Source organism: Pseudomonas sp. 2835 (genome assembly GCF_050435905.1).
GTDB lineage: Bacteria > Pseudomonadota > Gammaproteobacteria > Pseudomonadales > Pseudomonadaceae > Aquipseudomonas.
This window is the reverse complement of record NZ_JBNDLE010000007.1, coordinates 161,273-184,546: the sequence shown is the minus strand read 5'-3', so window position 1 is coordinate 184,546 and position 23,274 is coordinate 161,273. Positions and strand designations below refer to the sequence as shown.

Sequence of the window (23,274 nt, the reverse complement as noted above, 5' to 3'; positions counted from 1 at the left end):
AAGCCCCAAGGAATCACTTCGCTTGGGGCTTTTCGGTATTAGTGGTGCCCAGAGACGGAATCGAACCGCCGACACGGGGATTTTCAATCCCCTGCTCTACCGACTGAGCTATCTGGGCAACGGGGCGCATTAAAAGGGTTTTTCGGATTTACGTCAACGACTTTTTGAAAATTTTTTAAATTAATTCCGTCGCTTACGATTTTCCGGGGTTATTCGCTAGGTGGAACGTAGCCTTCGGCCTTCTCGTAATCCTGGCCGGAGAAGAACTTGTCCATCTCGCCCTGGAGGAATTTGCGGTCCTCGGCGTTCATCATGTTCAGGCGCTTCTCGTTGATCAGCATGGTCTGCTCTTTCTGCCAGTCGGCCCAGGCTTGCTGCGAGATGTTCTCGAAGATGTCCTGGCCCTTGGCGCCCGGGTAGGGGGCACGATCCAGGCCTGGCATTTCTTTGTGGTACTTGCGGCACATTACGGTGCGGGTCATCGCGACTCTCCTGTAAGCAATACGTCGGCCGCGCGTTTAAGCAGTTTTTTCACCGGGGCGGCAAGGCCCAGGCGCGGCGGGGTGGCGAGGTTATACCAGAGCCAGTCGGCCTCGGCCACGTGGTCGCTGGTGGCGTCGACGCGCACCAGCCAGGGTTCGATGGCCAGCTGGAAGTGGCTGAAGGTGTGGGTCAGGCCGTCCAGCGCCTGGCTGCCGGCCAGGCTCAGGCCGTGCTGGTCGGCCAGCTCGTCGATCTGCTCGAGGTTGTCCAGCTCCGGCAGGCTCCACAACCCGCCCCACAGGCCCGTGGAAGGCCGCCGATAAAGCAGGATGGCGCCTTGGTGGTTGGCCAGTAGCGGCATCAGCGTGCGCTTTTGTGGCAGCTCTTTGCGCGGCTTGGGCACCGGGTAGCGGATTTCCTGGCCGAGCATGTGCGCCTCGCAACCGACCTTGAGCGGGCACAGCAGGCAACTGGGCTTGCTGCGGGTGCACAGGGTGGCGCCCAGATCCATCATCGCCTGGGTGTAGTGGTTCACCCGGCTGTGCGGGGTATAGCGCTCGGCGTTGGCCCATAGCGCCTTTGCCACCTTCGGCTCGCCGGGGTAGCCCTCTTGCGCGGTGTAGCGGGCCAGCACGCGCTTGACGTTGCCGTCGAGGATCGGTGCACGCAGGCCCATACTGATGCTGGCGATGGCGCCGGCAGTGGACAGGCCAATGCCGGGCAGGTCGGTGAGCTTCTCGACATCGCGGGGGAATTCGCCGCCATATTGCTCGACGACGATCTTTGCGGTCTTTTGCAGGTTGCGCGCCCGGGTGTAGTAGCCCAGGCCCGTCCACAGGTGCAGCACTTCGTCCTCTGGCGCTTCGGCCAGGGCCTGGACCGTCGGCAGCGCCTGCATGAAACGGTCGAAGTAGTTGAGCACGGTGCTCACCTGGGTCTGCTGCAGCATGATCTCCGAGACCCACACCCGGTACGGGGTGATGCCCTGTTGCCAGGGCAGATCGTGGCGGCCGTTACGGTCGTACCACTCCAGCACGGCGCTGGAAAACTGCTCGGGGCTCATCGCTTGAATAACCCCTTGAGCGCGTCTTTAAGCTCGGGGCTGACCTTGTCACCGAGCTTCTCGTCGATCTTCTCGCTGAGTTTTTCGCTGACCTTGTCGCCAGCCAGCTTGGCCGCGACCTTGCCCAGGCCGTCTTTATCCAGGCGGCAGGCCTTGGCGCCCAGCTCCAGCGGGCCACGGCAGCGCAGCGGCAGTTCGAGGCCGACATAGCGCTCGCCGACCTGGCAGGCCGGGTCGGGCATGTCGCGCTTGTCGCCTTCGACGATCACGCCAATGCGGTAGTCCATGCCCAGCACGCGCAGGTCGAGGTCGCCATGGCCGTTGACGGTCAGGCCGGGAATGCGCGCCTTGAGGTCGGGGTTGCTGGCCACGCCGTTACGCATCACCAGGCTGCCCTTGAGCTCCTGGAACGGCGTGTCCTTGCCGCGTGGTTCGCCGCTCAGGGCCTTGCGGTTGAGGGTGGCGATGGCCTGGCACAGTTGCTGTTCGAGGTTGGCGTTGACCAGGATGCCGTCGTTGATGACGAAGCTGGCGTTGCCGTTGAGGGTGTCGACCAGGGCCTTCTGGCTGTTGCCGGTGGCGGTCAGGTCGCTGCTCAGGGTCAACAGGCCCTTGACCGGTGGTGTGCCGGTTTCGCTCTTGATGAAGTGCTCGACCGGTACCCGGTTGATGCGAGTGTTAATGCCGATTTGCGGCACAGCCGGGCGCACGTCGAGGGTGCCTTTGCTTTCGAAGTCGCCGTTGTACAGGCCGCCACGCAGGGTTTCCAGGGTGATCAGGCCGCCCTGGCCCTGGGCCTTGAGGTGGGCGTTTTCGATCGGCAGCTTGTCCAGGGTCAGCTGGCCAAACGTCAGGTCGGCCTGCAGGTCGACTTTGCGCAGGCGGTCAACCGGCAGCAGCTTGTCGTTGCTCCAGGCCACCTGGGTTGGCGCGTCGGGCAGTGGCGTGGTGCCAGCGCCGGCGAGGGCGCCAGCCTCTTTGCTCTGCACTTCAGCCTGGCGCGCGGCCTTGGCGCCTTTGGCCGCGTCGCTCTTGGCCAGCAGGTAGCGGTCGGCGTCGAACTTGTCGGCCTTGAGCTGCACGCGCAGGGCTTGCTTGGCGAAGTCTTCGATGGCCAGGCGGCCGCTGAAGGTACTGTCGTCGAGCTTGATCGCCAGGTCTTCCAGGGCCAGGCTATTCGGCGTGCCTTGCAGGCGGGTGACCAGCTCGACTTTGCCCAGGGTGCTGGCGTCGGCCGAGGCCGGCAGCGGGTGGCCGATGCTGTCGAGGAAGTTGCGCAGGTCGAACTGGGCAATCGACAGGCCGCCGCTCAGTTGCGGGGTTTTGTCGAGGTCGCGCAGGTTCAGCTCGCCGAGGGCGCGCAGCTGGTTGGCCGAAAGCTTGAGGCCGTTCCATTCGGCGACGTTGGCGGCCAGATCGACCAGCAACTGGCCCTGGGCGGCGAAGGTCATGGTCTTGCCTTGCAGCGGTTCGCCCGAGGCTTCGCCGCTGAGCTTCATGTCTTCGAACTGGTAGCGCTTGAGCCGGCGATCGAAACGCAGCTCGCCGTTAAGCTCGGTGCGCGCCTTGACCACCGGTTGGCCGGAGCTGAGGAAGGCAGTCATCTTCAGCGGGATATTCACCCCTTCGTGCACCGCACCTGTGCTCAGCTGGATGCTTTCGGCGCCGAAGCTCTGGCCGCTGCGGGCATCGTTGTACTGCACGCGGGCGTTGTTGACGGTCAGGCTGTCGATGTCGAGCTTGACCGGGCGCTCGCTGGCGCTGTCGCTGCTGGCTTGGGCAGGAGTATCGGCCGGGGCAGTGCCGGCGCCTTCGGCCGGGGCCGGGGTCGCGGCGGGCAGTGGCTTGCCGATGTCTTCCCAGTTGCCGTGGCCGTTTTCGTCACGGCTCAGGGTCAGGTTCAGGCCCTCGACGCGCACATCGCTCATCTGCACTTCACGGCGAAGCAAAGGCAGCACGCGTACCGACAGGCCAAGCATCTGCAGGTCGGCAAACGGTACTTTCGGGTTGTTCAGGGTGGCAATGCTGGCTTCATGCAACTCAAGGCCCAGCCACGGGAACAGGCTCCAGCCAATGTCGCCATTGAGCGTCAGCTCGACGTGGGCCTTGTCGCGTGCCAGCTGGCGAATCTCGTCTTTGTAGTCGTTGGGATCGAAGAGGTGGGTCAGGGCGAAGCCCAGAGCCACAATGATCAGCAACAACCCGAGAAGCACCAGCCCCAGGATTTTGCCGAACGCTTTCATGGGCGAGTCCTTGTAGTCCGATTTCTAAATTCAGCCGCAGAGTATAGCGCCGCGGTTATCACCACTGTGTGATATGGGGCGAAGGTTTAGTCCTGTAAAGGTGTCGGATTCGACAACATTGGGGATGACAGTTCCTTGCCAGGGAGATCAGTTGTTGAACAAACGACGGTATCAGTTTGCGCTAAGTGCGCACGGCAAATGCTACTCTCTCGCCGCTCTCAGGCCCTGCTGCGGCTATTTGTCGCGCAAACGGGGCCGTTCGCCAATAACAACGACCAGTTGCCAAAGCGCCAAGGTCGCGGGCGGTGAGCGCTTCATACCTACGAGGGGAACACAACAATGAGCAGCAGCATTACGGCCGCAGGCGTCGCCAGCGCGCCCGGCTTCCTGTCCAAGGAGCGGATCATCGCCCGTCCGGGCTTCAACCGCTGGCTGGTACCGCCAGCGGCCCTGGCCATCCACCTGTGCATCGGCATGGCCTACGGTTTTTCGGTGTTCTGGTTGCCGCTGTCGCAGGCCATCGGCATCAGTGCGCCGGTTGTCTGCTCGGAGCAGACCAACTTCCTGATGCGCATGTTCACCACCGAGTGTGACTGGCCGATCTCGATGCTCAGCTGGATCTACACGCTGTTCTTTGTCTTTCTCGGTTGCTCGGCAGCTATCTGGGGCGGCTGGCTGGAGCATGCCGGGCCGCGCAAGGCCGGGGTGGTCTCGACCCTGTGCTGGTGCGGCGGCCTGCTGATTTCCGCCTTCGGCGTCTATACCCACCAGCTGTGGCTGATGTGGCTGGGCTCTGGTGTTATCGGCGGTATTGGCCTGGGGCTTGGCTATATTTCGCCGGTCTCGACCCTGATCAAGTGGTTCCCGGACAAACGCGGCATGGCCACCGGGATGGCGATCATGGGCTTTGGCGGCGGCGCCATGGTCGGCGCGCCGCTGGCGGCAGCGCTGATGAATCACTTTGCCACGCCCGGTGACGTCGGGGTCTGGCAGAGCTTCGTGGTCATGGCAGTGATTTACTTCGTGTTCATGCTCGGCGGCGCCCTGGCCTATCGGGTGCCGCCTACCGGCTGGAAGCCCGAAGGCTGGAGCGCGCCGCTGAAAAAAGCCAACAACGCGATGATCACCCATCGCCACGTGCACGTCAGCGTGGCGTGGAAAACCCCGCAGTTTGTGCTGATCTGGCTGGTTTTGTGCCTGAACGTGTCGGCAGGTATCGGCATTCTCGGCATGGCTTCGCCGTTGTTGCAGGAGGTTTTTGCCGGCAAGCTGCTGGGCAATGACCTGAGCTTCAGTCAGCTCAACGCCGCGCAACTGGGCCAGATCGCCGCGATTGCCGCCGGTTTTACCGGTTTGCTCAGCCTGTTCAACATCGGCGGGCGCTTCTTCTGGGCGTCGTTCTCCGACTATATCGGGCGCAAGAACACCTATTTCGCCTTCTTCGCCCTGGGCGTGGCGCTGTATGCGCTGGTGCCGAATATGGGCCATCTGGGCAACATCGCCCTGTTCGTGGCGGCGTTCTGCATCATTCTGTCGATGTACGGCGGTGGCTTTGCTACGGTGCCTGCGTATCTGGCCGACCTGTTCGGCACGCAGATGGTCGGCGCCATCCACGGTCGCCTACTGACCGCCTGGGCCGCAGCCGGGGTGCTGGGGCCGGTACTGATCACCTACCTGCGCGAGTATCAGCTGGCGCTGGGCGTGCCGCGGGCGGCGGCCTATGACATCACCCTGTACATCCTTGCCGGGCTGCTGGTGCTGGGCTTTGTCTGCAATGCGCTGGTGCGGCCGGTGGCCGACAAGTACTTCATGACCGACGCCGAGCTTGCCGCCGAGCGCGCCCTGAGCCACGACCAGGGCAGTGCCAGCGAGCGCGTGCTGGAGTGGAAGGCCGATCCGGCCAGCAAGCCGCTGGTGCTGGCGGCCTGGCTGGTGGTCGGAGTGCCGCTGGCCTGGGGGATCTGGGTGACGCTGCAGAAGACGGCGGTGTTGTTCAATTAGGCCTGCCGGGCAGGCCATCGCCGGCAAGGCTGGCTCCCACAGGATCTTCATGCACTGACCCTTGTAGGAGCTGGCTTTGCCAGCGATGGGCCGCACAGCGGCCCGACTAAATTCCCTGCCACGCGTCATCTGCGTTTCAAGCCGCGCGCTTCTGGGCCTATAATGATCACCTTTTTCGCCCAATGATTTTGCGGAGCTGGTGATGGTCGAACGTAAGGCTTCCGTCGAGCGCAATACTCTGGAGACCCAGATCAAGGCCTCGATCAACCTGGATGGCAGCGGCAAGGCCCGATTCGATATCGGTGTGCCTTTCCTTGAACATATGCTCGACCAGATCGCCCGACATGGGCTGATCGACCTCGATATCGAATGCAAGGGCGACCTGCATATCGACGATCACCATACCGTCGAAGACGTCGGTATCACCCTGGGCCAGGCCTTCAACCAGGCCATCGGCGACAAGAAGGGCATCCGCCGCTACGGCCATGCCTACGTGCCGCTGGACGAAGCACTGTCGCGGGTAGTCATCGACTTCTCCGGCCGCCCGGGCCTGCAGATGCACGTGCCTTATACCCGCGCGTCGGTAGGCGGCTTCGATGTCGACCTGTTCCAGGAGTTCTTCCAGGGCTTCGTCAACCACGCCAACGTCACCCTGCACATCGACAACCTGCGTGGGCACAACACCCACCACCAGATCGAGACCGTGTTCAAGGCCTTCGGCCGCGCGCTGCGCATGGCCATCGAGCTGGATGAGCGCATGGCCGGGCAGATGCCATCGACCAAGGGTTGCCTGTAATGCAGACGGTTGCCGTTATCGACTATGGCATGGGTAACCTGCACTCGGTGGCCAAGGCCCTCGAGCACGTGGGCGCCGGCAAAGTTTTGATCACCAGCGACGCCGATGTGATTCGCGAGGCTGACCGCGTGGTGTTCCCCGGTGTTGGCGCTATCCGCGACTGCATGGCCGAAATCCGCCGCCTGGGCTTCGACAGCCTGGTGCGTGAAGTCAGCCAGGACCGGCCGTTCCTCGGTATCTGTGTGGGCATGCAAGCGCTGCTCGATCACAGTGAAGAGAACGACGGCGTCGATTGCATTGGGCTGTTCCCGGGCAATGTGCGCTTCTTCGGCAAAGACCTGCACGAAGACGGCGAGCACCTGAAAGTGCCGCACATGGGCTGGAACGAAGTCGCCCAGAGCATCGAGCACCCGCTGTGGCACAACATCCCCGAGCGTGCGCGCTTCTACTTCGTGCACAGCTACTACATCACCGCCGGCAAGCCGGGGCAGGTGGTCGGTAGCGGTCATTACGGCGTCGACTTCGCCGCAGCGCTGGCCGAAGGCTCGCGCTTTGCCGTGCAGTTCCACCCGGAGAAGAGCCATACCCATGGCCTGCAGTTGCTGCAGAACTTCGCCGCCTGGGACGGGCGCTGGTAATGGGCAAGTCCAGGGCCAAGCCGCCGATCCTCACGCTGGCGCCGGAACAGGAACGCGAAGCGCTCGATACCCTCAAGCGCTTTCTCGAAGACCGTTTCGAGCTGCAACTGGGTTCGTTCGAGGTGGCCGAGGTCCTGGAACTGTTCACCAAAGAGATTGCCCCGCACTACTACAACAGGGCGATTTTCGATGTGCAGAACCACCTCAAGGAACGGTTCGAGAGTATCGAGAGCGACCTCTGGTCGCTAGAGAAAGGCAGCTGAAAGCGACAAGCTGCAAGAGAACAGACGCGCATGCTTGCAGCTTGTAGCTAGCAGCTTGCAGCTCTTTTTTACGAAGGAAAAAAGCATGCTGATTATCCCCGCTATCGATCTCAAGGACGGTGCTTGCGTACGCCTGCGCCAGGGCCGTATGGAAGACTCCACGGTATTCTCCGACGACCCGGTGAGCATGGCCGCCAAATGGGTTGAAGGGGGCTGCCGCCGCCTGCATCTGGTTGACCTCAATGGCGCCTTCGAAGGCCAGCCGGTCAACGGTGAAGTAGTCACCGCGATTGCCAAGCGCTATCCGACCCTGCCGATCCAGATCGGTGGCGGTATCCGTTCGCTGGAAACCATCGAGCACTACGTCAAGGCCGGCGTCAGCTACGTAATCATCGGCACCAAGGCAGTGAAAGAGCCGGAGTTCGTTGCCGAGGCCTGCCGCGCCTTCCCGGGCAAAGTGATCGTTGGCCTGGATGCCAAGGACGGTTTCGTCGCCACTGACGGCTGGGCAGAAGTCAGCTCGGTACAGGTCATTGACCTGGCCAAGCGTTTCGAAGCCGACGGCGTCTCGGCCATCGTCTACACCGACATCGCCAAAGACGGCATGATGCAGGGCTGCAACGTACCCTTCACCGCCGCCCTGGCCGCTGCCACCAAGATCCCGGTAATCGCCTCCGGCGGTATCCACAACCTTGGTGACATCAAGGCCCTGCTCGACGCCAAGGCGCCAGGCATCATCGGTGCGATCACCGGCCGCGCCATCTACGAAGGCACCCTGGATGTCGCCGAGGCGCAAGCCTTCTGTGACGCCTATTCGGCTAGCTCCAAGTCGTAAGCTGCAAGCTGCAAGTTAAAAGCGCGACCGAGGCGCTCTTTCTTGCAGCTTGAAGCTTGAAGCTTGCAACTCGAGGTCTACCTATGGCTTTAGCCAAACGCATAATTCCCTGCCTCGACGTCGACAACGGCCGGGTGGTCAAGGGCGTCAAGTTCGAGAACATCCGCGATGCCGGCGACCCGGTGGAAATCGCCCGGCGCTACGATGAACAGGGCGCTGACGAGATCACCTTCCTCGACATCACCGCCAGCGTCGATGGCCGTGACACCACCCTGCATACCGTCGAGCGCATGGCCAGCCAGGTTTTCATCCCGCTGACCGTGGGCGGCGGTGTGCGCACCGTGCAGGACATCCGCAACCTGCTCAACGCCGGTGCCGACAAGGTTTCGATCAACACCGCCGCGGTGTTCAACCCGGAGTTCGTTGGCGAAGCCGCCGCGCACTTCGGTTCGCAGTGCATCGTGGTGGCCATCGATGCCAAGAAGGTCTCGGGCCCGGGCGAAACCCCGCGCTGGGAGATCTTCACCCATGGCGGGCGCAAGCCGACCGGCCTGGATGCGGTGCAGTGGGCGAAGAAGATGGAAGGCCTGGGAGCGGGCGAGATCCTCCTGACCAGCATGGACCAGGACGGCATGAAGAACGGTTTTGACCTGGGCGTAACCCGCGCCATCAGCGATGCCCTGGGTATTCCGGTTATCGCCTCCGGTGGTGTGGGCAACCTGCAGCACCTGGCCGACGGGATTATCGAAGGTCATGCCAGCGCGGTGCTGGCGGCGAGCATCTTCCACTTCGGTGAGTACACCGTGCCCGAGGCCAAAGCGTTCATGGCCAAGCAGGGTATCGTCGTTCGCTGACGCTTTGTGGGAGCCGGCGTTGCCGGCGATGCTATCAGCGCGGTCTCCTGTGCACCGCGTCGTCTGCATCGCTGGCAACGCCAGCTCCCACAAGTGCCCCGCGATAGCTTTCAGCCCAGGTTCTTGCCCAGCAGCGCGTGGTACAGCTCGCTGTCACCGAGAATCCCCACCACGGTATTGCCTTCCTGAAGCACCAGCTTGTTGCCGGTCTGGTAACGGATCTGCAGGGCTTCGCGCATGCCGATTTTGGCATCGACCAGGGTCGGTTTGCGGCCCAGGCCTTCGACGGCTTCGCCCGGTGCCCAGTTCTGCAGGTCCATGCCGTTGGCGCCCTGGCGCGCACCCTTGATGGTGTTGCCTTCGGCCAGGTCCAGCCAGGAATCACCGCCCGGGTCCAGGCACACCGAGCCGTTGATGCGCTTGCATTTGTCCAGGGTGCGCATCAGGCTGCGGCCGCACAGCACGTTGAGCGGGTTGGTGTGGGCAACGAAGGTGCGCACGTAGTCGTCGGCGGGGTTGAGGACGATTTCTTCTGGCTTGCTGTACTGGATGATCCGCCCGTCTTTCATGATCGCAATACGGCTGCCGAGCTTCAGGGCTTCGTCCAGGTCGTGGCTGACGAAGACGATGGTCTTGTTCAGCTTGTGTTGCAGTTCCAGCAGCTCGTCCTGCAGGCCCTGGCGGATCAGCGGGTCGAGGGCCGAGAAGGGTTCGTCCATCAGCAGGATATCGGCGTCCATGGCCAGCGCACGGGCCAGGCCGACGCGCTGCTGCATGCCGCCCGAGAGCTCGTCGGGCTTCTTGTTGCGCCATTGGGTAAGGCCCACCAGCTCAAGCTTCTCATCGACCAGCTTGCGCCGTTCCTTCTCCGGGCGGCCCTGCATTTCCAGGCCGAAGCTGATGTTCTCGCGCACCGTCAGCCAGGGCATCAGGGCGAACTTCTGGAACACCATGGCGATGCGCTTGGTGCGCATCATCTTCAGTTCCGCCGGGGTGCAGTGGGCAATGTCGATATGCGAGCCTTCGTGTTCGACGAACAGTTTGCCGCGGCTGACGGTATTAAGGCCGTTGATGCAGCGCAGCAGGCTGGACTTGCCCGAACCGGACAGGCCCATCAACACGCAGATCTCGCCCTTGTTGATGTCCAGGTTGGCTTTTTCGACACCGACCACCAGGCCGGTCTTCTTCAGGATCTGTTCGCGGGTCATGCCCTGATCGAGCAGGCTCAGGGCCTCGCGCGGTCGGCTGGAGAAGATAACGTCTACGTCTTCGAAGCGAATAATGCTCATGCTTCACTCCTTACCGGCGCGTCGGGTTGTTTGCAGATACGGTCGAGCATGATCGCCAGCAACACGATCGCCAGGCCCGCTTCGAAACCCAGGGCGATATCGGCGGTGTTCAATGCGTTGACCACAGGTTTGCCCAGGCCGTCGGCACCCACCAGCGCGGCAATCACCACCATCGACAGCGACAGCATGATGCATTGGGTAACACCGGCGGCGATGCTTGGCATGGCGTGGGGCAGTTCGATGCGCGACAGCAGCTGGCGGCGTGAGCAGCCAAAGGCCTTGCCGGCGTCGAGCAGTTCCTGGGGCACGTCACAGATACCCAGGTAGGTCAGGCGGATCGGTGCGGCGATGGCGAACACCACCGTCGAGATCAATCCGGGGACCACCCCCAGACCGAACAGGGTCAGGGTCGGGATCAGGTAAACAAAGGTAGGCACCGTCTGCATCAGGTCGAGGACCGGGCGCATGGCGGTGTAGAACATCGGCTTGTGTGCGGCGAGGATGCCCAGCGGCACGCCGATGGCCACGCAGACCAGGGTGGCGAACAGCACCTGGGCCAGGGTCTCCATGGTCTCCTGCCAGTAACCGAGGTTGAGGATCAGCAAAAATGACAGTACGCAGAATGCGGTCAGCGCCCATTTGCGCTGGATCAGGTGCGCGATTACTGCAATCAGGCCGATCAGGACGAAAGGATTGAACCAGGTCAGTGCCCCGGTCACGCCATGAATCATGTATTCCAGTGCTGCCGCGAAGGCATCGAAGTAGTTGGCGCCGTGTTGCGTCAACCATTCAACGAAGCCTGCGATGTACTGGCCCAAAGGGAGTTTTTCATCGATCAGCATGATAGCGAGCGTCCACCTGCAAAAGTTTGAAGACAGCCTGCTGCGGGGCCAGCCCGCCGCAGGCAGTGCTTACTGCGTGAGTTTGGCTTTGGCTGCCTCCAGGCCAGGCTTGCCGTCAACGGTGGTGACCCCGGCCAGCCAGGTGTCGAGCACCTGCGGGTTCTTCTTCAGCCAGGCCTTGGCTGCAACATCGGGCTTCATCTTGTCGTCCAGGACGTTGCCCATTAGGGTGCTTTCCATGTCGAGGGTGAAAGACAGGTTTTTCAGCAACTGGCCGACGTTGCTGCATTCCTGCACATAGCCCTTGCGGGTGTTGGTGAGGACGGTGGCCTTGCCGTAGTCGGGGCCGAAGAAGTCATCGCCGCCGTCCAGGTATTTCATCTTGAAGCGGGTGTTCATCGGGTGCGGTTCCCAGCCCAGAAACACCACGTCGGTGTTGCGCCGAGCGGCGCGATCAACTTGCGAGAGCATGCCGGCCTCGCTGGATTCGACCACCTTGAAACCGGCGTCCTTGAGGCCGAAGGCGTTCTTGTCGATCATGCTCTGGATGGTGCGGTTACCGTCGTTGCCCGGCTCGATGCCGTAGATCTTGCCGTCCAGCTCCTTCTTGAACTTGGCAATGTCGGCGAAGTTTCTAAGGCCTTTGTCGTACAGCGCCTGGGGCACCGCCAGGGTGTACTTGGCGTTCTCAAGGTTGGCCCGAACCGTTTCCACGGTGCCGGCATCACGGTACTGCTTGATGTCGTTTTCCATGGTCGGCATCCAGTTGCCGAGGAACACGTCCATGTTCTTGCCATCGGCCAGCGACTTGTAGGTCACTGGTACCGAAATCATCGTGGTCTTGGTCTTGTAGCCCAGCGACTGGAGCACGACGCTGGTGACCGCGGTGGTCACGGTGATGTCGGTCCAGCCGACATCGGAGAAGTTGACGGTGCGACACTGGTCGGGCTCGGCGGCCTGGGCCAGCACCGGCAGACTCAGCACTGCGGCCAGCAATAGCGAGGGTGAACCTTTCATTCGATGGACTCCTGGGTGTTTTTCTCGGATGTCCCACGGGACCGCCGTGCTTTATGGTTTGCATTCGGTCGGGCCTGACTATCGGGCGATAGCGGGACGGCTGCCGTGCAATCGAGTCGATACCGATCATCTAACAGCGAAAATCAAACGCCTACAGGGTGCGTCGTATCCAGTACAGACAGGGTCGCATCCAGTGTCGATGAGGTCGTTTACAGATTTATCCGGCCCTGTAAACGCAGTTTCGGCACTTGTGCACCGCAAAAAAACGGCGCACAAGCACGGCTGACAGCTGGCGGCGTTGCTGGGCAAGAACGCGTCGGTTGCAGACGTCAGAGGTCCTGGCAAAAGCCTGATGATGCGCGGAATCGGCGGATTGCCGCCTATTCAGCGTAGCAGTTGCGGCGCCCTTGGCTTGGGCTGCGGGGCTGTACATTCAGGAGGTAAATGGCATGGCCATCAGTGTGTTCGACCTGTTCAAGATCGGCGTTGGCCCATCCAGTTCCCATACCGTCGGGCCCATGCGCGCCGCGGCATTGTTCGTCCAGGGCCTGCGTGAGCGCGGCGAGCTTGCACAGGTGCGGCGGGTCGAAGTGCGCCTGTACGGTTCGCTGTCGGCCACCGGTATCGGCCACGGCAGCGACAACGCGGTGATCATGGGCCTGATGGGCGAATGGCCGGACGCCATCGACCCCGCGCAAATCGGTCCGCGCATCGCTGCACTGCGCGAAACAGACACCTTGCTGCTCGATGGCCGGCTGCACGTCGGCTTCGTCTGGGCGCGTGACATGTTGCTGCTGGACGAGAACCTGCCCTACCACCCGAACGCCATGACCCTGATCGCCGAAGGCGCTTCTGGCGAGCTGCACCGCGACACCTATTACTCGGTGGGCGGCGGCTTCGTGGTCGATGCGGCACAGGCTGCCAGCGGCGTGCTGGATGCCGACAACACGGTGCTGCCCTACGATTTCGACAGTGCCGTGGAGTTGCTCGCACTGTGCAAGCAAAACGACCTGCGCGTGTCGCAATTGATGATGGAAAACGAAAAGGTCTGGCGCAGCGAAGCGGAAATTCGTGCCGGGCTGCTGAAGTTGTGGCACGCCATGCAGGCCTGTGTCGAAAACGGCCTCAAATACGAAGGCATCCTGCCCGGCGGGCTCAATGTCAAACGCCGCGCGGCCAAGCTGCACCGCAGCCTGCAGGAGCTGAATAAGCCCAATGTGATCGGCTCGACCCTGAGCGCCATGGAGTGGGTCAACCTCTACGCCCTGGCGGTCAACGAAGAGAACGCTGCCGGCGGGCGCATGGTCACCGCGCCGACCAATGGCGCGGCGGGGATCATTCCGGCGGTGCTGCACTATTACATGCGTTTTAGCGACGAAGTCAGCGAAGCCAACGTTGTCGACTTCTTCCTCGGCGCCGCTGCGGTGGGCATTTTGTGCAAGAAGAACGCGTCGATCTCCGGCGCCGAAGTCGGTTGCCAGGGTGAAGTCGGTTCTGCTTGTGCCATGGCCGCCGCCGGCCTTGCCGAGGTGCTCGGGGCTACCCCCGGGCAGCTGGAAAACGCCGCCGAGATCGGCCTTGAGCACAACCTGGGGCTGACCTGCGACCCGGTTGGCGGCCTGGTGCAGGTGCCGTGCATCGAGCGCAACGCGATTGCCGCGGTCAAGGCCATCAATGCCGCGCAGATGGCCCTGCGCGGCGACGGCGAGCACTTCATCTCCCTCGACCGGGTGATCCGCACCATGCGTGATACCGGCGCCGACATGCACGACAAGTACAAGGAAACCTCGCGCGGTGGCCTGGCGGTCAGCGCCATCGAATGTTGAAACGTTAACGCGCCCTGCGCCGTTTTCGCCCACCTTCTGCCTGCGCGCTACTTTTTGGCGCGCGGGCCTTTCCCTCCTCGAGTCATCACCTGTTACCCCGGCGCCTGGCGCCTTGGGTGACAGTTGCCCATGTCGTTTCTGGGATCCTTCACACAAGTGCTACCGAATTGCTCACGCGTCCTACAGACCGGCGCTAGGCCGGTCGTTTGCGTTTATAACTGCGCCCGGGAACAAGGGCTATATAGACGCTGCGCGACGTCGTTTTTGGGTTTTATTGAATGGCCATTCAATTTCAGGCATGGCATTTGCGTTGTGATTGGCAAAGCCCCTGCATCCGAATCGGGGCCGTGACAAAAAAAGCCCGTGCCTGCCTGAGGCACAACCTGCATTGTGTGAGGAGATACCGCGATGACGTCGTACAACTCCGGGACCCCAACCCAGAACCGCACGCCCCAATCCATCGGCTTCCTGCTGCTGGACAATTTCACGCTGATTTCCCTGGCCTCCGCTGTTGAGCCGCTGCGCATGGCTAACCAGCTGTCCGGCCGCGAGCTGTACCGCTGGAGCACCCTGAGCGTGGATGGCGGCCAGGTGTGGGCCAGCGACGGCTTGCAGATCACCCCCGATGCGGCAATGCACAAGGCACCGGCCATGGACACCGTGATTGTCTGTGGTGGTATCGGTATCCAGCGCACGGTCACCCGCGAGCATGTCACCTGGCTGCAAAGCCAGGCGCGCCAATCGCGACGCCTGGGTGCGGTGTGCACCGGCAGTTGGGCCCTGGCCTGCGCCGGCCTGCTCGATGGCTTTGATTGCAGCGTGCACTGGGAATGCCTGGCGGCGATGCAGGAAGCCTTCCCGCGGGTGAGCATGAGTACCCGGCTGTTCACCCTCGACCGCAACCGCTTCACCAGCTCCGGCGGCACTGCGCCGCTGGACATGATGCTGCACCTGATCAGCCGTGATCATGGTCGCGAGCTGTCGGCGGCGATCTCCGAGATGTTCGTCTATGAGCGTATCCGCAACGAACAGGATCACCAGCGCGTGCCGCTCAAGCACATGCTTGGCACCAACCAGCCGAAACTGCAGGAAATCGTCGCGCTGATGGAGGCCAACCTCGAAGAGCCGATCGACCTGGATGAACTGGCCGTTTATGTTTCAGTGTCACGGCGCCAGCTTGAGCGCCTGTTCCAGAAGTACCTGCACTGCTCGCCGTCGCGCTACTACCTGAAACTGCGCCTGATCCGCGCCCGGCAGCTGCTCAAGCAAACGCCGATGTCGATCATCGAAGTGGCTTCGGTGTGCGGCTTTGTCTCGACCCCGCATTTCTCCAAGTGCTACCGCGAGTACTTCGGTATTCCGCCGCGCGACGAGCGCGTGGGCTCCAACACTGCCCAGCAGGTGGCGATGATGCCGATCCCGCAGGCGCTGGTGCTGTCGCCGCTGGCCGGGCCGATGTCGGCGTTGAGCCAGGCGCGTAACGAGTCGACGTTTGCCAGTGTGAGGCTCTAGACCGGGTTGCACTCATCGCGCGGCAAGCCCGCTCCTACACCTGTGGGAGCGGGCTTGACCCGCGATGCTTTCAGCGATTCTGAAACTGCGCCAGCGCCGGCAACAGCTGCTTTTCGATGGCCTGGCGCACGGCTGGCAGAATGGTCGCATTACCTCTGTACATCTGCTCGACCATGCCCTTTAAAGCTTTGGCCCGGGGCTCATTCAAACCGCGCACTGCACAGTCGCAGGCCTGCTCGGCACTGGCATCTGTCGGCATCTCGAAACCCAGCGCGCGCAGCTGGCCCAGCAGGTCGTCCTGATCAATCAAATCCGCATGCATCATGGTTGTTGTCCTTGTTTGCAGGTGTGATCGTCAGTCGATTCTGTGGGGCTGGGCGCAGTGCGGCAAGGGCAGATTGTCGCAATGGCCGCTTTACCTAAGCACAGGTCGTTTTCGGGTAAATCGGCGGGGGAGGGAGACTGCACACTGGGACCATGCACAGCAACGGAAGGTTTGGTCACCGTCCGCTTCAGCCCCGGTTGCGTCACCGCTGCGGGGCTTTTTTTTGTCAGTGAGTGCGGGGCAAGCTGATCATCCGGCCAACAAACTCCGCCGCCGGCAGATCCACCTGCTCATCGACAATCCCTTGCAAGCGCTCAACCACTGCGGGCGCAAACGGTGCCGACCTCGGCCCGGCCAGATCCACATGCAACAGCATCTGCTCACTGGCCGCCAACGCTTCATCGAAGCCATCGCGATGCAGGCTGTGGTACAGGTGCAGGCGCTTGCGGTCAAAACCGATGACCTGGCTCTGCACCCACACCTGGGTGCCGAGCTTTACCTCATGCAGGTAGTTCAAGTGGCACTCCAGGGTGAACAGCGAGTGACCGCTGGCGCTGCGGTTGTCGCTGTCCAGGCCGATGCGGTCCATGAAGGCATCGGTGGCATAACTGAATATCAGCAGGTAGAAGGCATCGCGCAGATGCCCGTTGTAGTCGACCCAGTCCGCATGGACCGGGGTCTGGTAGGTGATCAATGCGGGCATCGTTGCACTCCGGTCAGTCGCTGAAGGCCATGCCGTGCTTGGCCTTGGTGATTTTTACCGCATCCAGCACGGCCAGCAGGCAATCATCACGATAGCGTTCCAGCGCGCTGATGCTGCGCTCGCCCAGTTGTTCGCCGGTGCCTTCGACCACGGCGTCGATCAGGTCGTCGGTCAGCTCCGGGGCGGGCAGGTAGGTCCAGGGCAGTTGCAGCGCCGGGCCAAACTGGGCCATGAAGTGGCGCATACCGGCATCGCCTCCCGCCAGGGTATAGGTGAGGAAGGTGCCCATGAACGACCAGCGCAGACCGGCGCCAAAACGTATCGCGTCGTCGATCTCGCCAGTGGTCGCCACGCCATCGTTGACCAGGTGCAACGCCTCGCGCCACAGCGCTTCGAGCAGACGGTCGGCGATAAAGCCGGGCACTTCCTTGCGCACATGCAGCGGGCGCATGCCGAGGTTGGTGTAGACGGTTATTGCCGCTTCGATGGCCTCGGGCGCTGTTTTGTTGCTGCCGACGATTTCCACCAGCGGTAGCAGGTACACCGGGTTGAACGGATGGCCGACCACGCAGCGTTCGGGGTGGGTCGAAGACTCGTAGAACTCGCTGGGGAGCAGCCCTGAAGTACTGGAGCCAATCAACGCGTTGGGCTTGGCTGCGGCGCTGATCTTGCTGTGCAGGTCGAGCTTGAGGTCCAGGCGCTCGGGGGCGCTTTCCTGGATGAAATCGGCATCGCGCACGCATTCCTCGATAGTCGCCACAAAGCGCAGGCGCTGCTGCGAGGCGCCGGGTACCAGGCCCTGCTGCTCCAGGGCCGGCCAGGCATTGGCGATGCGCTTGCGCAAGGCCGCCTCTGCTCCAGGCGCCGGGTCCCAGGCGACTACATCGAGGCCATGGGCGAGCGCGCGGGCTACCCAGCCGCTGCCGATTACGCCACTGCCCAGGGCTGCAAAAGTCTTGATCTCGGTGATAAAGCTCATCGGTTTCTCCAGCAATCAGCGACGGGTCAGGTTCATTTTTGTGCGGCCTTCGGCAGGGGTGAGTACCCGTGCGCCAAGGCGGCTGAGAATCTCGCTGGCGCGTTCCACCAGTTGGCCGTTGCTGGCCAGCACGCCTTTGTCCAGGTACAGGTTGTCCTCCAGGCCTACCCGCACGTTGCCGCCCAGCAGCACCGCCTGCGCGGCCATCGGCATCTGCATGCGGCCGATGCCGAAGCCGGCCCAGGTCACGCCCGCTGGCAGGTTGTCGACCATGGCTTTCATGGTGGTGGTATCGGCCGGGGCGCCCCAGGGAATCCCCAGGCACAGCTGGAACAACGGGTCGTCGAGCAGGCCTTCCTTGATCATCTGCTTGGCGAACCACAGGTGGCCGGTGTCGAAGATTTCAAGCTCCGCTTTTACGCCGAGTTCGGTGATGCGCCTGGCCCCAGCGCGCAGTTGCGCCGGGGTCGAGACGTAGATGCTGTTGCCGTCGCCAAAATTGAGGGTGCCGCAGTCCAGGGTGCAGATTTCCGGCAGCAGCGCCTCGACGTGGGCCAGGCGCTCCAGGGGGCCAATCAGGTCGGTACCGGCGCCGAACTCCAGCGGGGTTTCGCCCGGGCCGATCTCCAGGTCGCCGCCCATGCCGGCGGTGAGATTGACGATGATGTCGACGTCGGATTCGCGGATGCGCTCCATCACTTCCCGGTACAAGTTGACATCGCGGCTGAAGCGGCCGGTTTGCGGATCGCGAACGTGGCAGTGGACCACCGTGGCACCGGCTTTTGCTGCTTCTACGGCTGCTTCGGCAATCTGTTTCGGGGTTACCGGGACCAGGTGGCTCTTGCTGGCAGTGTCGCCGGCCCCGGTCAGGGCGCAGGTGATGATGACGTCGTGGTTCATGTGTGGTTTCCTTCGGGCGAGTTGGGGCCATCGCGGGTCAAGCCCGCTCCCACAGGGTTTGTCAGTTGGCAGTGAGCTGAAGGTTGTCGGCGGCGGGTTTGCCGTCAAAGGTGGTCACCCCTTCAAGCCAGCGCTTCTGGTCTTGCGGGTGATCCTTGAGCCACTGGCGGGCGGATTCCAGTGCGTCCTTGTGCTCGAGCAGCGGCTGCATCATGCGGCTCTCGTCTTCAGCGCTGAATTTCAGGTTGGTCAGCAGGCGATGGGCATTCGGGCAGCGCTGGGCGTAGTCCGGGGCAGTGACGGTCCACACCGTCGCGCGGCCTTCGTCCGGGCCCAGGGCGTCTTCGCTGCCGCTGAGGTAGGCCATGTCGATGTTGACGTTCATCGGGTGCGGCGCCCAGCCGAAGAACACCACCGCCTCCTTGCGCCTCACCGCGCGGTCGACGGCGGCGAGCATGCCGGCCTCGCTGGACTCGACCAGCTGGAACTTGCCCAGGCCGAACTGGTTTTTGCTAATCATTGCCTTGATCTGGGTGTTGGCCCCGGACCCCGGCTCGATGCCATAAATCTTGCCGCCCAGCTCTTTTTCGAACGTGGCAATGTCGGCAAAGGTTTTCAGGCCCTTGTCGGCCAGGTACTTGGGCACCGCGAGGGTGGCGCGGGCGTCGTCGAGGCTCGGCTGGTCGAGGACCTTGACCTGCTTGGCGCTGATGAACGGGGTGATGGTCTGGGTCATGATCGGGTTCCAGTAGCCGAGGAACATGTCCAGGCGCTGGTCGCGGATGCCGGCGAAAATGATCTGTTGCGAGGCGCTGGTCTGCTTGGTCTTGTAACCCAGGCCGTCGAGCAGGACCTGGGTCATGGCGCTGGTGGCCATCACGTCGGTCCAGTTCACCACGCCAAGGCGCACGTTCTTGCAGGCGGCCGGTTCTGCGGCCATCACGTTGGTGCTGAGGATTGCGGTACCGACGAGCATCAGCAGGCTGCGGCTGATCATTCTGTTCATGGTGGCTCCTCCAACGGCAGTTCTAATTTTTATAGGGGGCGGCCTCTGCGTGCCGTGTGATCAAACTACGCGGGTGCTGTGGGTAAAAATCGCACTGTGGCGACCGACACTTGCACAGTGGCGACCAGCGCGCTATTAACCGGGCATCGGTGGCCGTCGAGTAGTCGCTATGCCCCAGGATTTCCATTTCTTGTTGTTGCCCGGGTTCTCCGCCATCGGCTTCATTTCCGCGGTGGAGCCGCTGCGGGTGGCCAACCGCTTTCGCGGCGAGCTGTACCGCTGGCAGGTGCTGAGCATAGATGGCGGCGCGGTGCAGGCCAGCAACGGCATGTCGGTGAACGCCGACGCCGCGCTGCAGCCGCTGGGCAAGGGTGCAACCCTGCTGGTAGTGGCAGGTTTCGAGCCGCTGCGCAGCTTCGGCCCGGCTCTGCAGCACTGGTTGCGCAAGCTCGATCACGAGGGGTGGGTATTAGGCGGTATCGACACCGGCAGCGTGGTGCTGGCCGAGGCCGGGTTGCTCGAGGGTTACCGGGTGACCCTGCACTGGGAAGCGCTGGAGGCCTTCAAGGAAAGTTACCCGCAGTTGCAGGCAACCCAGGAGCTGTTCGAAGTCGATCGCCGGCGTATCACCTGTGCAGGGGGCACCGCCTCGATCGACCTGATGCTCGACCTGATCGCCCAGGCCCATGGCCCGGAGCTGGCGATCCAGGTGTCGGAGCAGTTCGTGCTTGGCCGGATTCGCCCGCGCCAGGACCACCAGCGCATGCAGATCGCCTCACGCTACGGCATCAGCAACAAGAAACTGGTGCAGGTGATCGGTGAGATGGAGCGCAACACCGAGCAACCGCTCAACACCCTGGTGCTGGCCGAGTCGGTGCAGGTCACCCGGCGCCAGCTGGAGCGCCTGTTCAAGCTTTACCTGCACGACACCCCCAGCGGCTTTTACCTGCGCCTGCGCCTGGACAAGGCCCGGCAATTGCTGCGCCAGACCGACCTCAGCGTGCTGGAGGTGGGTATCGCTTGCGGGTTCGAGTCGGCGTCGTATTTCACCCGTTGTTACCGCGGGCGCTTCCAGCGTTGCCCGCGTGAAGACCGCAAGGCCGCGGCCGTCAGCCTCAGCGGCGCTTGAGCAGCAGCGCGCAGGCGCTCTTGTAGGCTTCGTGCTGGTATTTGTTCAGCGAAGCTGGCAGTTCAAGGTTGTGTTTCTTCGCCTGGGCGCTGACGGTCTGCGGCGACACCAGCTCCACCTCGCAGTTGTCCAGCAATTGCAACACGCCTTCGATCTTGAAGGTGGTCGGGCCGCCGGCGAAGTCGCCTTTCTTGCTGCGCTTTTTGATCGCCAGGTGGCTGATGCCATGCTCAGCGATAAATTGCCGGGCCTGGCTGGCAAAGGCTTTGACGTTGTCGGCCTGCTCGTCATCGTCCAGGCCAATTTTTTTCGTCGCCAGGGCAAGATGCACAGGGCTGGCACCGTCAAGCGTGGCAACGGCGAGCAGCGCTTCGCTGCCTTTTACTTCAATTCCGCAGATTTTCATGCTGGTCTCAATCGGAGTTCTGCAGCCCCAGGGACTGCAAGTATTCGGAGCGATCATCGCTACGTTGGGCAAGGCAGGTGTTCAGGGCTGCGTCGAAGGCTTTGCCGGGGGGCTGGTCATAGGTTTCGACCTTGCAGTCGGCGTCGCGCAGTTGTTTCCAGATGGCTTCGGCGTCACGCAGGCGCTTGCTCAGTTCGCCGACCTTGGCCGGCTGGCCGGCATACTGCTCGCCGATGCGCTGCAGCAGGTCATCGAAAGCGGCATTGAGTTCGCGTTCGGCGGTGGTGCGGCTGTATTGAGCGCACTCATAGCTTTGCTGGTCGGTGTCGACGTTGTCGCACGGGGTGCCTTCGTCGTCCTCGGCATGGGCGCCGAATGCCAGCAATACCAGGGCCAGCCCTACCATCGTTCTCATTTGCGACATCCTCCGAAAGCTTGCGCGAACATGGGCGCCGATTCTCGCTCAGCGCCGCAGCAAAGAACAGGGTAGCCGTTGCGCCTGTCCACTCACCAGGCCCGGGCCAAAACCGCCTGAGGCGCGAAGTGTCGAGTCCTCTACCCAGGGCGGTTCAGATCATCAGGTCGACGATGAATGTTTCGGCCATCTGGCCAAGACGCTCCTGGATCATTTGCTGTATGGCGTGGTTTCCCAGGGGATGAAACTGCACCTGGTGAATTTCCAGTTTTACCATGGCTCTGGAGTCAAGCCGCTGACGGTCGAGGAGGCTGGTCACCGGCACAGCAGACGAAAGCTCCAGCCTGTGCAACAGGACGTCCAATAGACCGTTGGCCCGCTCGTTGACAGGGATGAACTGAAAGCTGTTGAACGCGTGATTATCATTGCCGATTCTGAACACTTCCCGGGCCGCTGTGGATTGCAGGAGCGCCTTGAACGTTCTGTCGACCTGTTGAACTTGCGCGAGGTCCAGCACGGGCGAGTTCTCTGCAACGGTAGAGAACGCCAATTCGAGCAATGTCAAATGCAGGTTTTGCGGCTCGACCTGTTTTTCAATCCAGATCCGCCACAGTGATGCCAGTCTCACAGCAAGCTACAGCAGCCTGAGGAGCACCGTGACCACCAAACTTGATAGTCACATTCAGCAACTCACCTTCGAACTTCCCCACCTATGAAGAATGATACGGCTGTTTGTCGGCAGACATTTGCGCGAGCAGGCTCGATCTCAATATGTCTTCCTTGGTGCCCACAGGTAGGTGCGTGGCTAAACAGGCAATCTGCGCAGCGTTGATGTAACTCTCGAAAGCAATGGGCATGTTGGCACTCCTTGCGATGGGCAGCAGTGCCGATGCCGGGCATCGGCACGCGAAGTATCAAATCTCGAATGGCTCAAGAAAGTTTTCTGCACCACCGGCCAGTTTGTCTTCTACCGAATTACGTATGCGGGCATACAGATTGGTGTTCAACTGAACCTGGCTAGCAGCCCGATAGATGGTCACATTGGTTTTCTTGAATTTGAAAAACAGTACTCGCTTGGTCCTGACCTGTTTCTTGAATTCCAGGCAATTGAGCACCATCGCTACCTGACCCTTGCCGGACTCGAGGCACGGAAGAATCTGGAAGGTGCCGAAGGTTTCCGAGGCGCTGTTGTTTTCCAGCAGGTTCAGTGCGCCCTGGTCTTTTTGCAGGCCATTCAGGGTTTTTTCCGCAATGCTCCGGAACCCCCCGCCACCGGACACCGCACCGATGATTTCCAGGGCAATCTGGTCCATGGAAAACTCACTGGTGCGCGGGGTGTAAAGCTGAGCGGCGTTGTTGGTGGTGTTCCATCCCAATGTCGCCAGGCCTTTGGTGTAGAACTCATACCACTGCTTGCGCTGGGTTTCCTTGTCGAACTTCTTGTCTGCCCCTTGTTGCATGAGGGAGATGCAGTTCATTACATCAATACTGTTTTGTTCCGACAGCGAGTCAGTGAGGCCGATGGCACTTTCACCGACGACGACGCCATTGTCGGTGTTTTCGTCGAAGGCGACTCCCGGGAGGGTGGGAGCTGCCGCAAACGCCGCGCGAGTGGCGATGACGGGTTTGCGTGCAGGCAGCTCGAGGGAACTGATGAAGTCAAGTTGATCCGATTGCAGCATGTTGTTACTCCTGTAAAGATCGCCAGCCTCCTGGCTGGTCGAGCAATGATTGAGCGACCACCGCTGC

At 62.0% G+C, this 23,274-nt stretch carries 24 protein-coding genes and 1 tRNA gene; 9 read left to right on the top strand and 16 right to left on the bottom strand.

The window, feature by feature from the left end; all coding sequences use genetic code 11:
* Window positions 1–42: 42 nt before the first annotated feature.
* From ABIE20_RS12690 to ABIE20_RS12675, 4 genes are all read right to left on the bottom strand, one after another.
* Window positions 43–118, bottom strand: a tRNA-Phe gene (locus ABIE20_RS12690).
* A gap of 91 nt (window positions 119–209) precedes the next feature.
* On the bottom strand, window positions 210–482 hold the full coding sequence (locus ABIE20_RS12685) for an oxidative damage protection protein (RefSeq protein ID WP_115084908.1): 273 nt from the start codon (window positions 480–482) through the stop codon (window positions 210–212).
* Window positions 479–1,546, bottom strand: coding sequence for an A/G-specific adenine glycosylase (gene mutY / locus ABIE20_RS12680; protein WP_429505386.1), 1,068 nt, complete (start codon window positions 1,544–1,546; stop codon window positions 479–481). Before mutY ends, ABIE20_RS12685 begins: the two co-directional genes overlap by 4 nt.
* Window positions 1,543–3,789 carry an AsmA family protein gene (locus ABIE20_RS12675; protein ID WP_429505385.1) on the bottom strand — a complete coding sequence of 749 codons (2,247 nt, stop codon included), beginning with the start codon at window positions 3,787–3,789 and terminating at the stop codon, window positions 1,543–1,545. Before ABIE20_RS12675 ends, mutY begins: the two co-directional genes overlap by 4 nt.
* A 339-nt stretch (window positions 3,790–4,128) precedes the next feature.
* On the opposite strand from ABIE20_RS12675, the gene ABIE20_RS12670 reads away from it, so the two are divergent.
* The 6 genes from ABIE20_RS12670 to hisF all read left to right on the top strand — a co-directional run bounded on the left by ABIE20_RS12670 (window position 4,129) and on the right by hisF (window position 9,176).
* On the top strand, window positions 4,129–5,790 hold the full coding sequence (locus tag ABIE20_RS12670; protein ID WP_429505384.1) for an OFA family MFS transporter: 1,662 nt from the start codon (window positions 4,129–4,131) through the stop codon (window positions 5,788–5,790).
* A 202-nt stretch (window positions 5,791–5,992) separates the two neighbouring features.
* On the top strand, window positions 5,993–6,586 hold the full coding sequence (gene hisB, locus ABIE20_RS12665; RefSeq protein ID WP_028942262.1) for an imidazoleglycerol-phosphate dehydratase HisB: 594 nt from the start codon (window positions 5,993–5,995) through the stop codon (window positions 6,584–6,586).
* Window positions 6,586–7,224: an imidazole glycerol phosphate synthase subunit HisH gene (hisH, locus tag ABIE20_RS12660; RefSeq protein ID WP_429505383.1), complete on the top strand. Its 639-nt coding sequence runs from the start codon at window positions 6,586–6,588 to the stop codon at window positions 7,222–7,224. Before hisB ends, hisH begins: the two co-directional genes overlap by 1 nt.
* The gene (locus ABIE20_RS12655; RefSeq protein ID WP_036995008.1) at window positions 7,224–7,487 is read left to right on the top strand and encodes a DUF2164 domain-containing protein; all 264 of its coding nucleotides are present in this window, start codon (window positions 7,224–7,226) and stop codon (window positions 7,485–7,487) included. The genes hisH and ABIE20_RS12655 overlap by 1 nt, the downstream gene beginning before the upstream one ends.
* Before the next feature lie 85 nt (window positions 7,488–7,572).
* Window positions 7,573–8,322 (top strand): 1-(5-phosphoribosyl)-5-[(5-phosphoribosylamino)methylideneamino]imidazole-4-carboxamide isomerase, encoded by a 750-nt coding sequence (hisA, locus tag ABIE20_RS12650; protein WP_010221323.1) that lies wholly within the window; start codon window positions 7,573–7,575, stop codon window positions 8,320–8,322.
* A gap of 83 nt (window positions 8,323–8,405) precedes the next feature.
* On the top strand, window positions 8,406–9,176 hold the full coding sequence (gene hisF, locus ABIE20_RS12645; protein ID WP_429505382.1) for an imidazole glycerol phosphate synthase subunit HisF: 771 nt from the start codon (window positions 8,406–8,408) through the stop codon (window positions 9,174–9,176).
* A 110-nt stretch (window positions 9,177–9,286) separates the two neighbouring features.
* On the opposite strand, the gene choV is transcribed toward hisF, so the two are convergent.
* From choV to ABIE20_RS12630, 3 genes are all read right to left on the bottom strand, one after another.
* Complete coding sequence (gene choV / locus ABIE20_RS12640) at window positions 9,287–10,465, bottom strand: choline ABC transporter ATP-binding protein (RefSeq protein ID WP_429505381.1); 1,179 nt, start codon at window positions 10,463–10,465, stop codon at window positions 9,287–9,289.
* On the bottom strand, window positions 10,462–11,310 hold the full coding sequence (gene choW / locus ABIE20_RS12635; RefSeq protein WP_176794313.1) for a choline ABC transporter permease subunit: 849 nt from the start codon (window positions 11,308–11,310) through the stop codon (window positions 10,462–10,464). The genes choV and choW overlap by 4 nt, the downstream gene beginning before the upstream one ends.
* Before the next feature lie 66 nt (window positions 11,311–11,376).
* Window positions 11,377–12,324 carry a choline ABC transporter substrate-binding protein gene (locus ABIE20_RS12630; RefSeq protein WP_429505380.1) on the bottom strand — a complete coding sequence of 316 codons (948 nt, stop codon included), beginning with the start codon at window positions 12,322–12,324 and terminating at the stop codon, window positions 11,377–11,379.
* A gap of 449 nt (window positions 12,325–12,773) precedes the next feature.
* Here ABIE20_RS12630 and ABIE20_RS12625 point away from each other — a divergent pair, with 449 nt between their 5' ends.
* Entirely contained in the window at window positions 12,774–14,150 is a 1,377-nt protein-coding gene (locus ABIE20_RS12625) for an L-serine ammonia-lyase (RefSeq protein ID WP_429505379.1), read from the top strand.
* Window positions 14,151–14,558: 408 nt separating this feature from the next.
* Window positions 14,559–15,662 carry a GlxA family transcriptional regulator gene (locus tag ABIE20_RS12620; RefSeq protein WP_093378649.1) on the top strand — a complete coding sequence of 368 codons (1,104 nt, stop codon included), beginning with the start codon at window positions 14,559–14,561 and terminating at the stop codon, window positions 15,660–15,662.
* 70 nt (window positions 15,663–15,732) lie between these two features.
* Here the strand turns inward: ABIE20_RS12620 and ABIE20_RS12615 are convergent, their stop codons facing one another.
* From ABIE20_RS12615 to choX, 5 genes are all read right to left on the bottom strand, one after another.
* A complete protein-coding gene (locus ABIE20_RS12615) occupies window positions 15,733–15,987 on the bottom strand; it encodes a hypothetical protein (RefSeq protein ID WP_429505378.1) in 255 nt (84 codons plus the stop codon).
* 226 nt (window positions 15,988–16,213) lie between these two features.
* Window positions 16,214–16,690: a thioesterase family protein gene (locus ABIE20_RS12610; protein ID WP_429505377.1), complete on the bottom strand. Its 477-nt coding sequence runs from the start codon at window positions 16,688–16,690 to the stop codon at window positions 16,214–16,216.
* Window positions 16,691–16,703: 13 nt separating this feature from the next.
* On the bottom strand, window positions 16,704–17,669 hold the full coding sequence (locus ABIE20_RS12605) for an L-carnitine dehydrogenase (RefSeq protein WP_429505376.1): 966 nt from the start codon (window positions 17,667–17,669) through the stop codon (window positions 16,704–16,706).
* A gap of 15 nt (window positions 17,670–17,684) precedes the next feature.
* Entirely contained in the window at window positions 17,685–18,569 is an 885-nt protein-coding gene (locus ABIE20_RS12600) for a 3-keto-5-aminohexanoate cleavage protein (RefSeq protein ID WP_429505375.1), read from the bottom strand.
* 61 nt (window positions 18,570–18,630) lie between these two features.
* Window positions 18,631–19,575: a choline ABC transporter substrate-binding protein gene (gene choX, locus ABIE20_RS12595; RefSeq protein ID WP_429505374.1), complete on the bottom strand. Its 945-nt coding sequence runs from the start codon at window positions 19,573–19,575 to the stop codon at window positions 18,631–18,633.
* Window positions 19,576–19,744: 169 nt separating this feature from the next.
* On the opposite strand from choX, the gene ABIE20_RS12590 reads away from it, so the two are divergent.
* On the top strand, window positions 19,745–20,704 hold the full coding sequence (locus ABIE20_RS12590) for a GlxA family transcriptional regulator (protein WP_429505373.1): 960 nt from the start codon (window positions 19,745–19,747) through the stop codon (window positions 20,702–20,704).
* Here ABIE20_RS12590 and ABIE20_RS12585 read toward each other — a convergent pair.
* The 4 genes from ABIE20_RS12585 to ABIE20_RS12570 all read right to left on the bottom strand — a co-directional run bounded on the left by ABIE20_RS12585 (window position 20,691) and on the right by ABIE20_RS12570 (window position 23,207).
* Window positions 20,691–21,110: a DUF3010 family protein gene (locus tag ABIE20_RS12585; protein ID WP_429505372.1), complete on the bottom strand. Its 420-nt coding sequence runs from the start codon at window positions 21,108–21,110 to the stop codon at window positions 20,691–20,693. The genes ABIE20_RS12590 and ABIE20_RS12585 overlap by 14 nt on opposite strands.
* A gap of 7 nt (window positions 21,111–21,117) precedes the next feature.
* On the bottom strand, window positions 21,118–21,525 hold the full coding sequence (locus tag ABIE20_RS12580) for a lysozyme inhibitor LprI family protein (protein ID WP_429505371.1): 408 nt from the start codon (window positions 21,523–21,525) through the stop codon (window positions 21,118–21,120).
* Between the two features lie 154 nt (window positions 21,526–21,679).
* Complete coding sequence (locus ABIE20_RS12575; protein ID WP_429505370.1) at window positions 21,680–22,153, bottom strand: hypothetical protein; 474 nt, start codon at window positions 22,151–22,153, stop codon at window positions 21,680–21,682.
* 286 nt (window positions 22,154–22,439) lie between these two features.
* Window positions 22,440–23,207: a hypothetical protein gene (locus ABIE20_RS12570; protein ID WP_429505369.1), complete on the bottom strand. Its 768-nt coding sequence runs from the start codon at window positions 23,205–23,207 to the stop codon at window positions 22,440–22,442.
* Window positions 23,208–23,274: the final 67 nt, after the last annotated feature.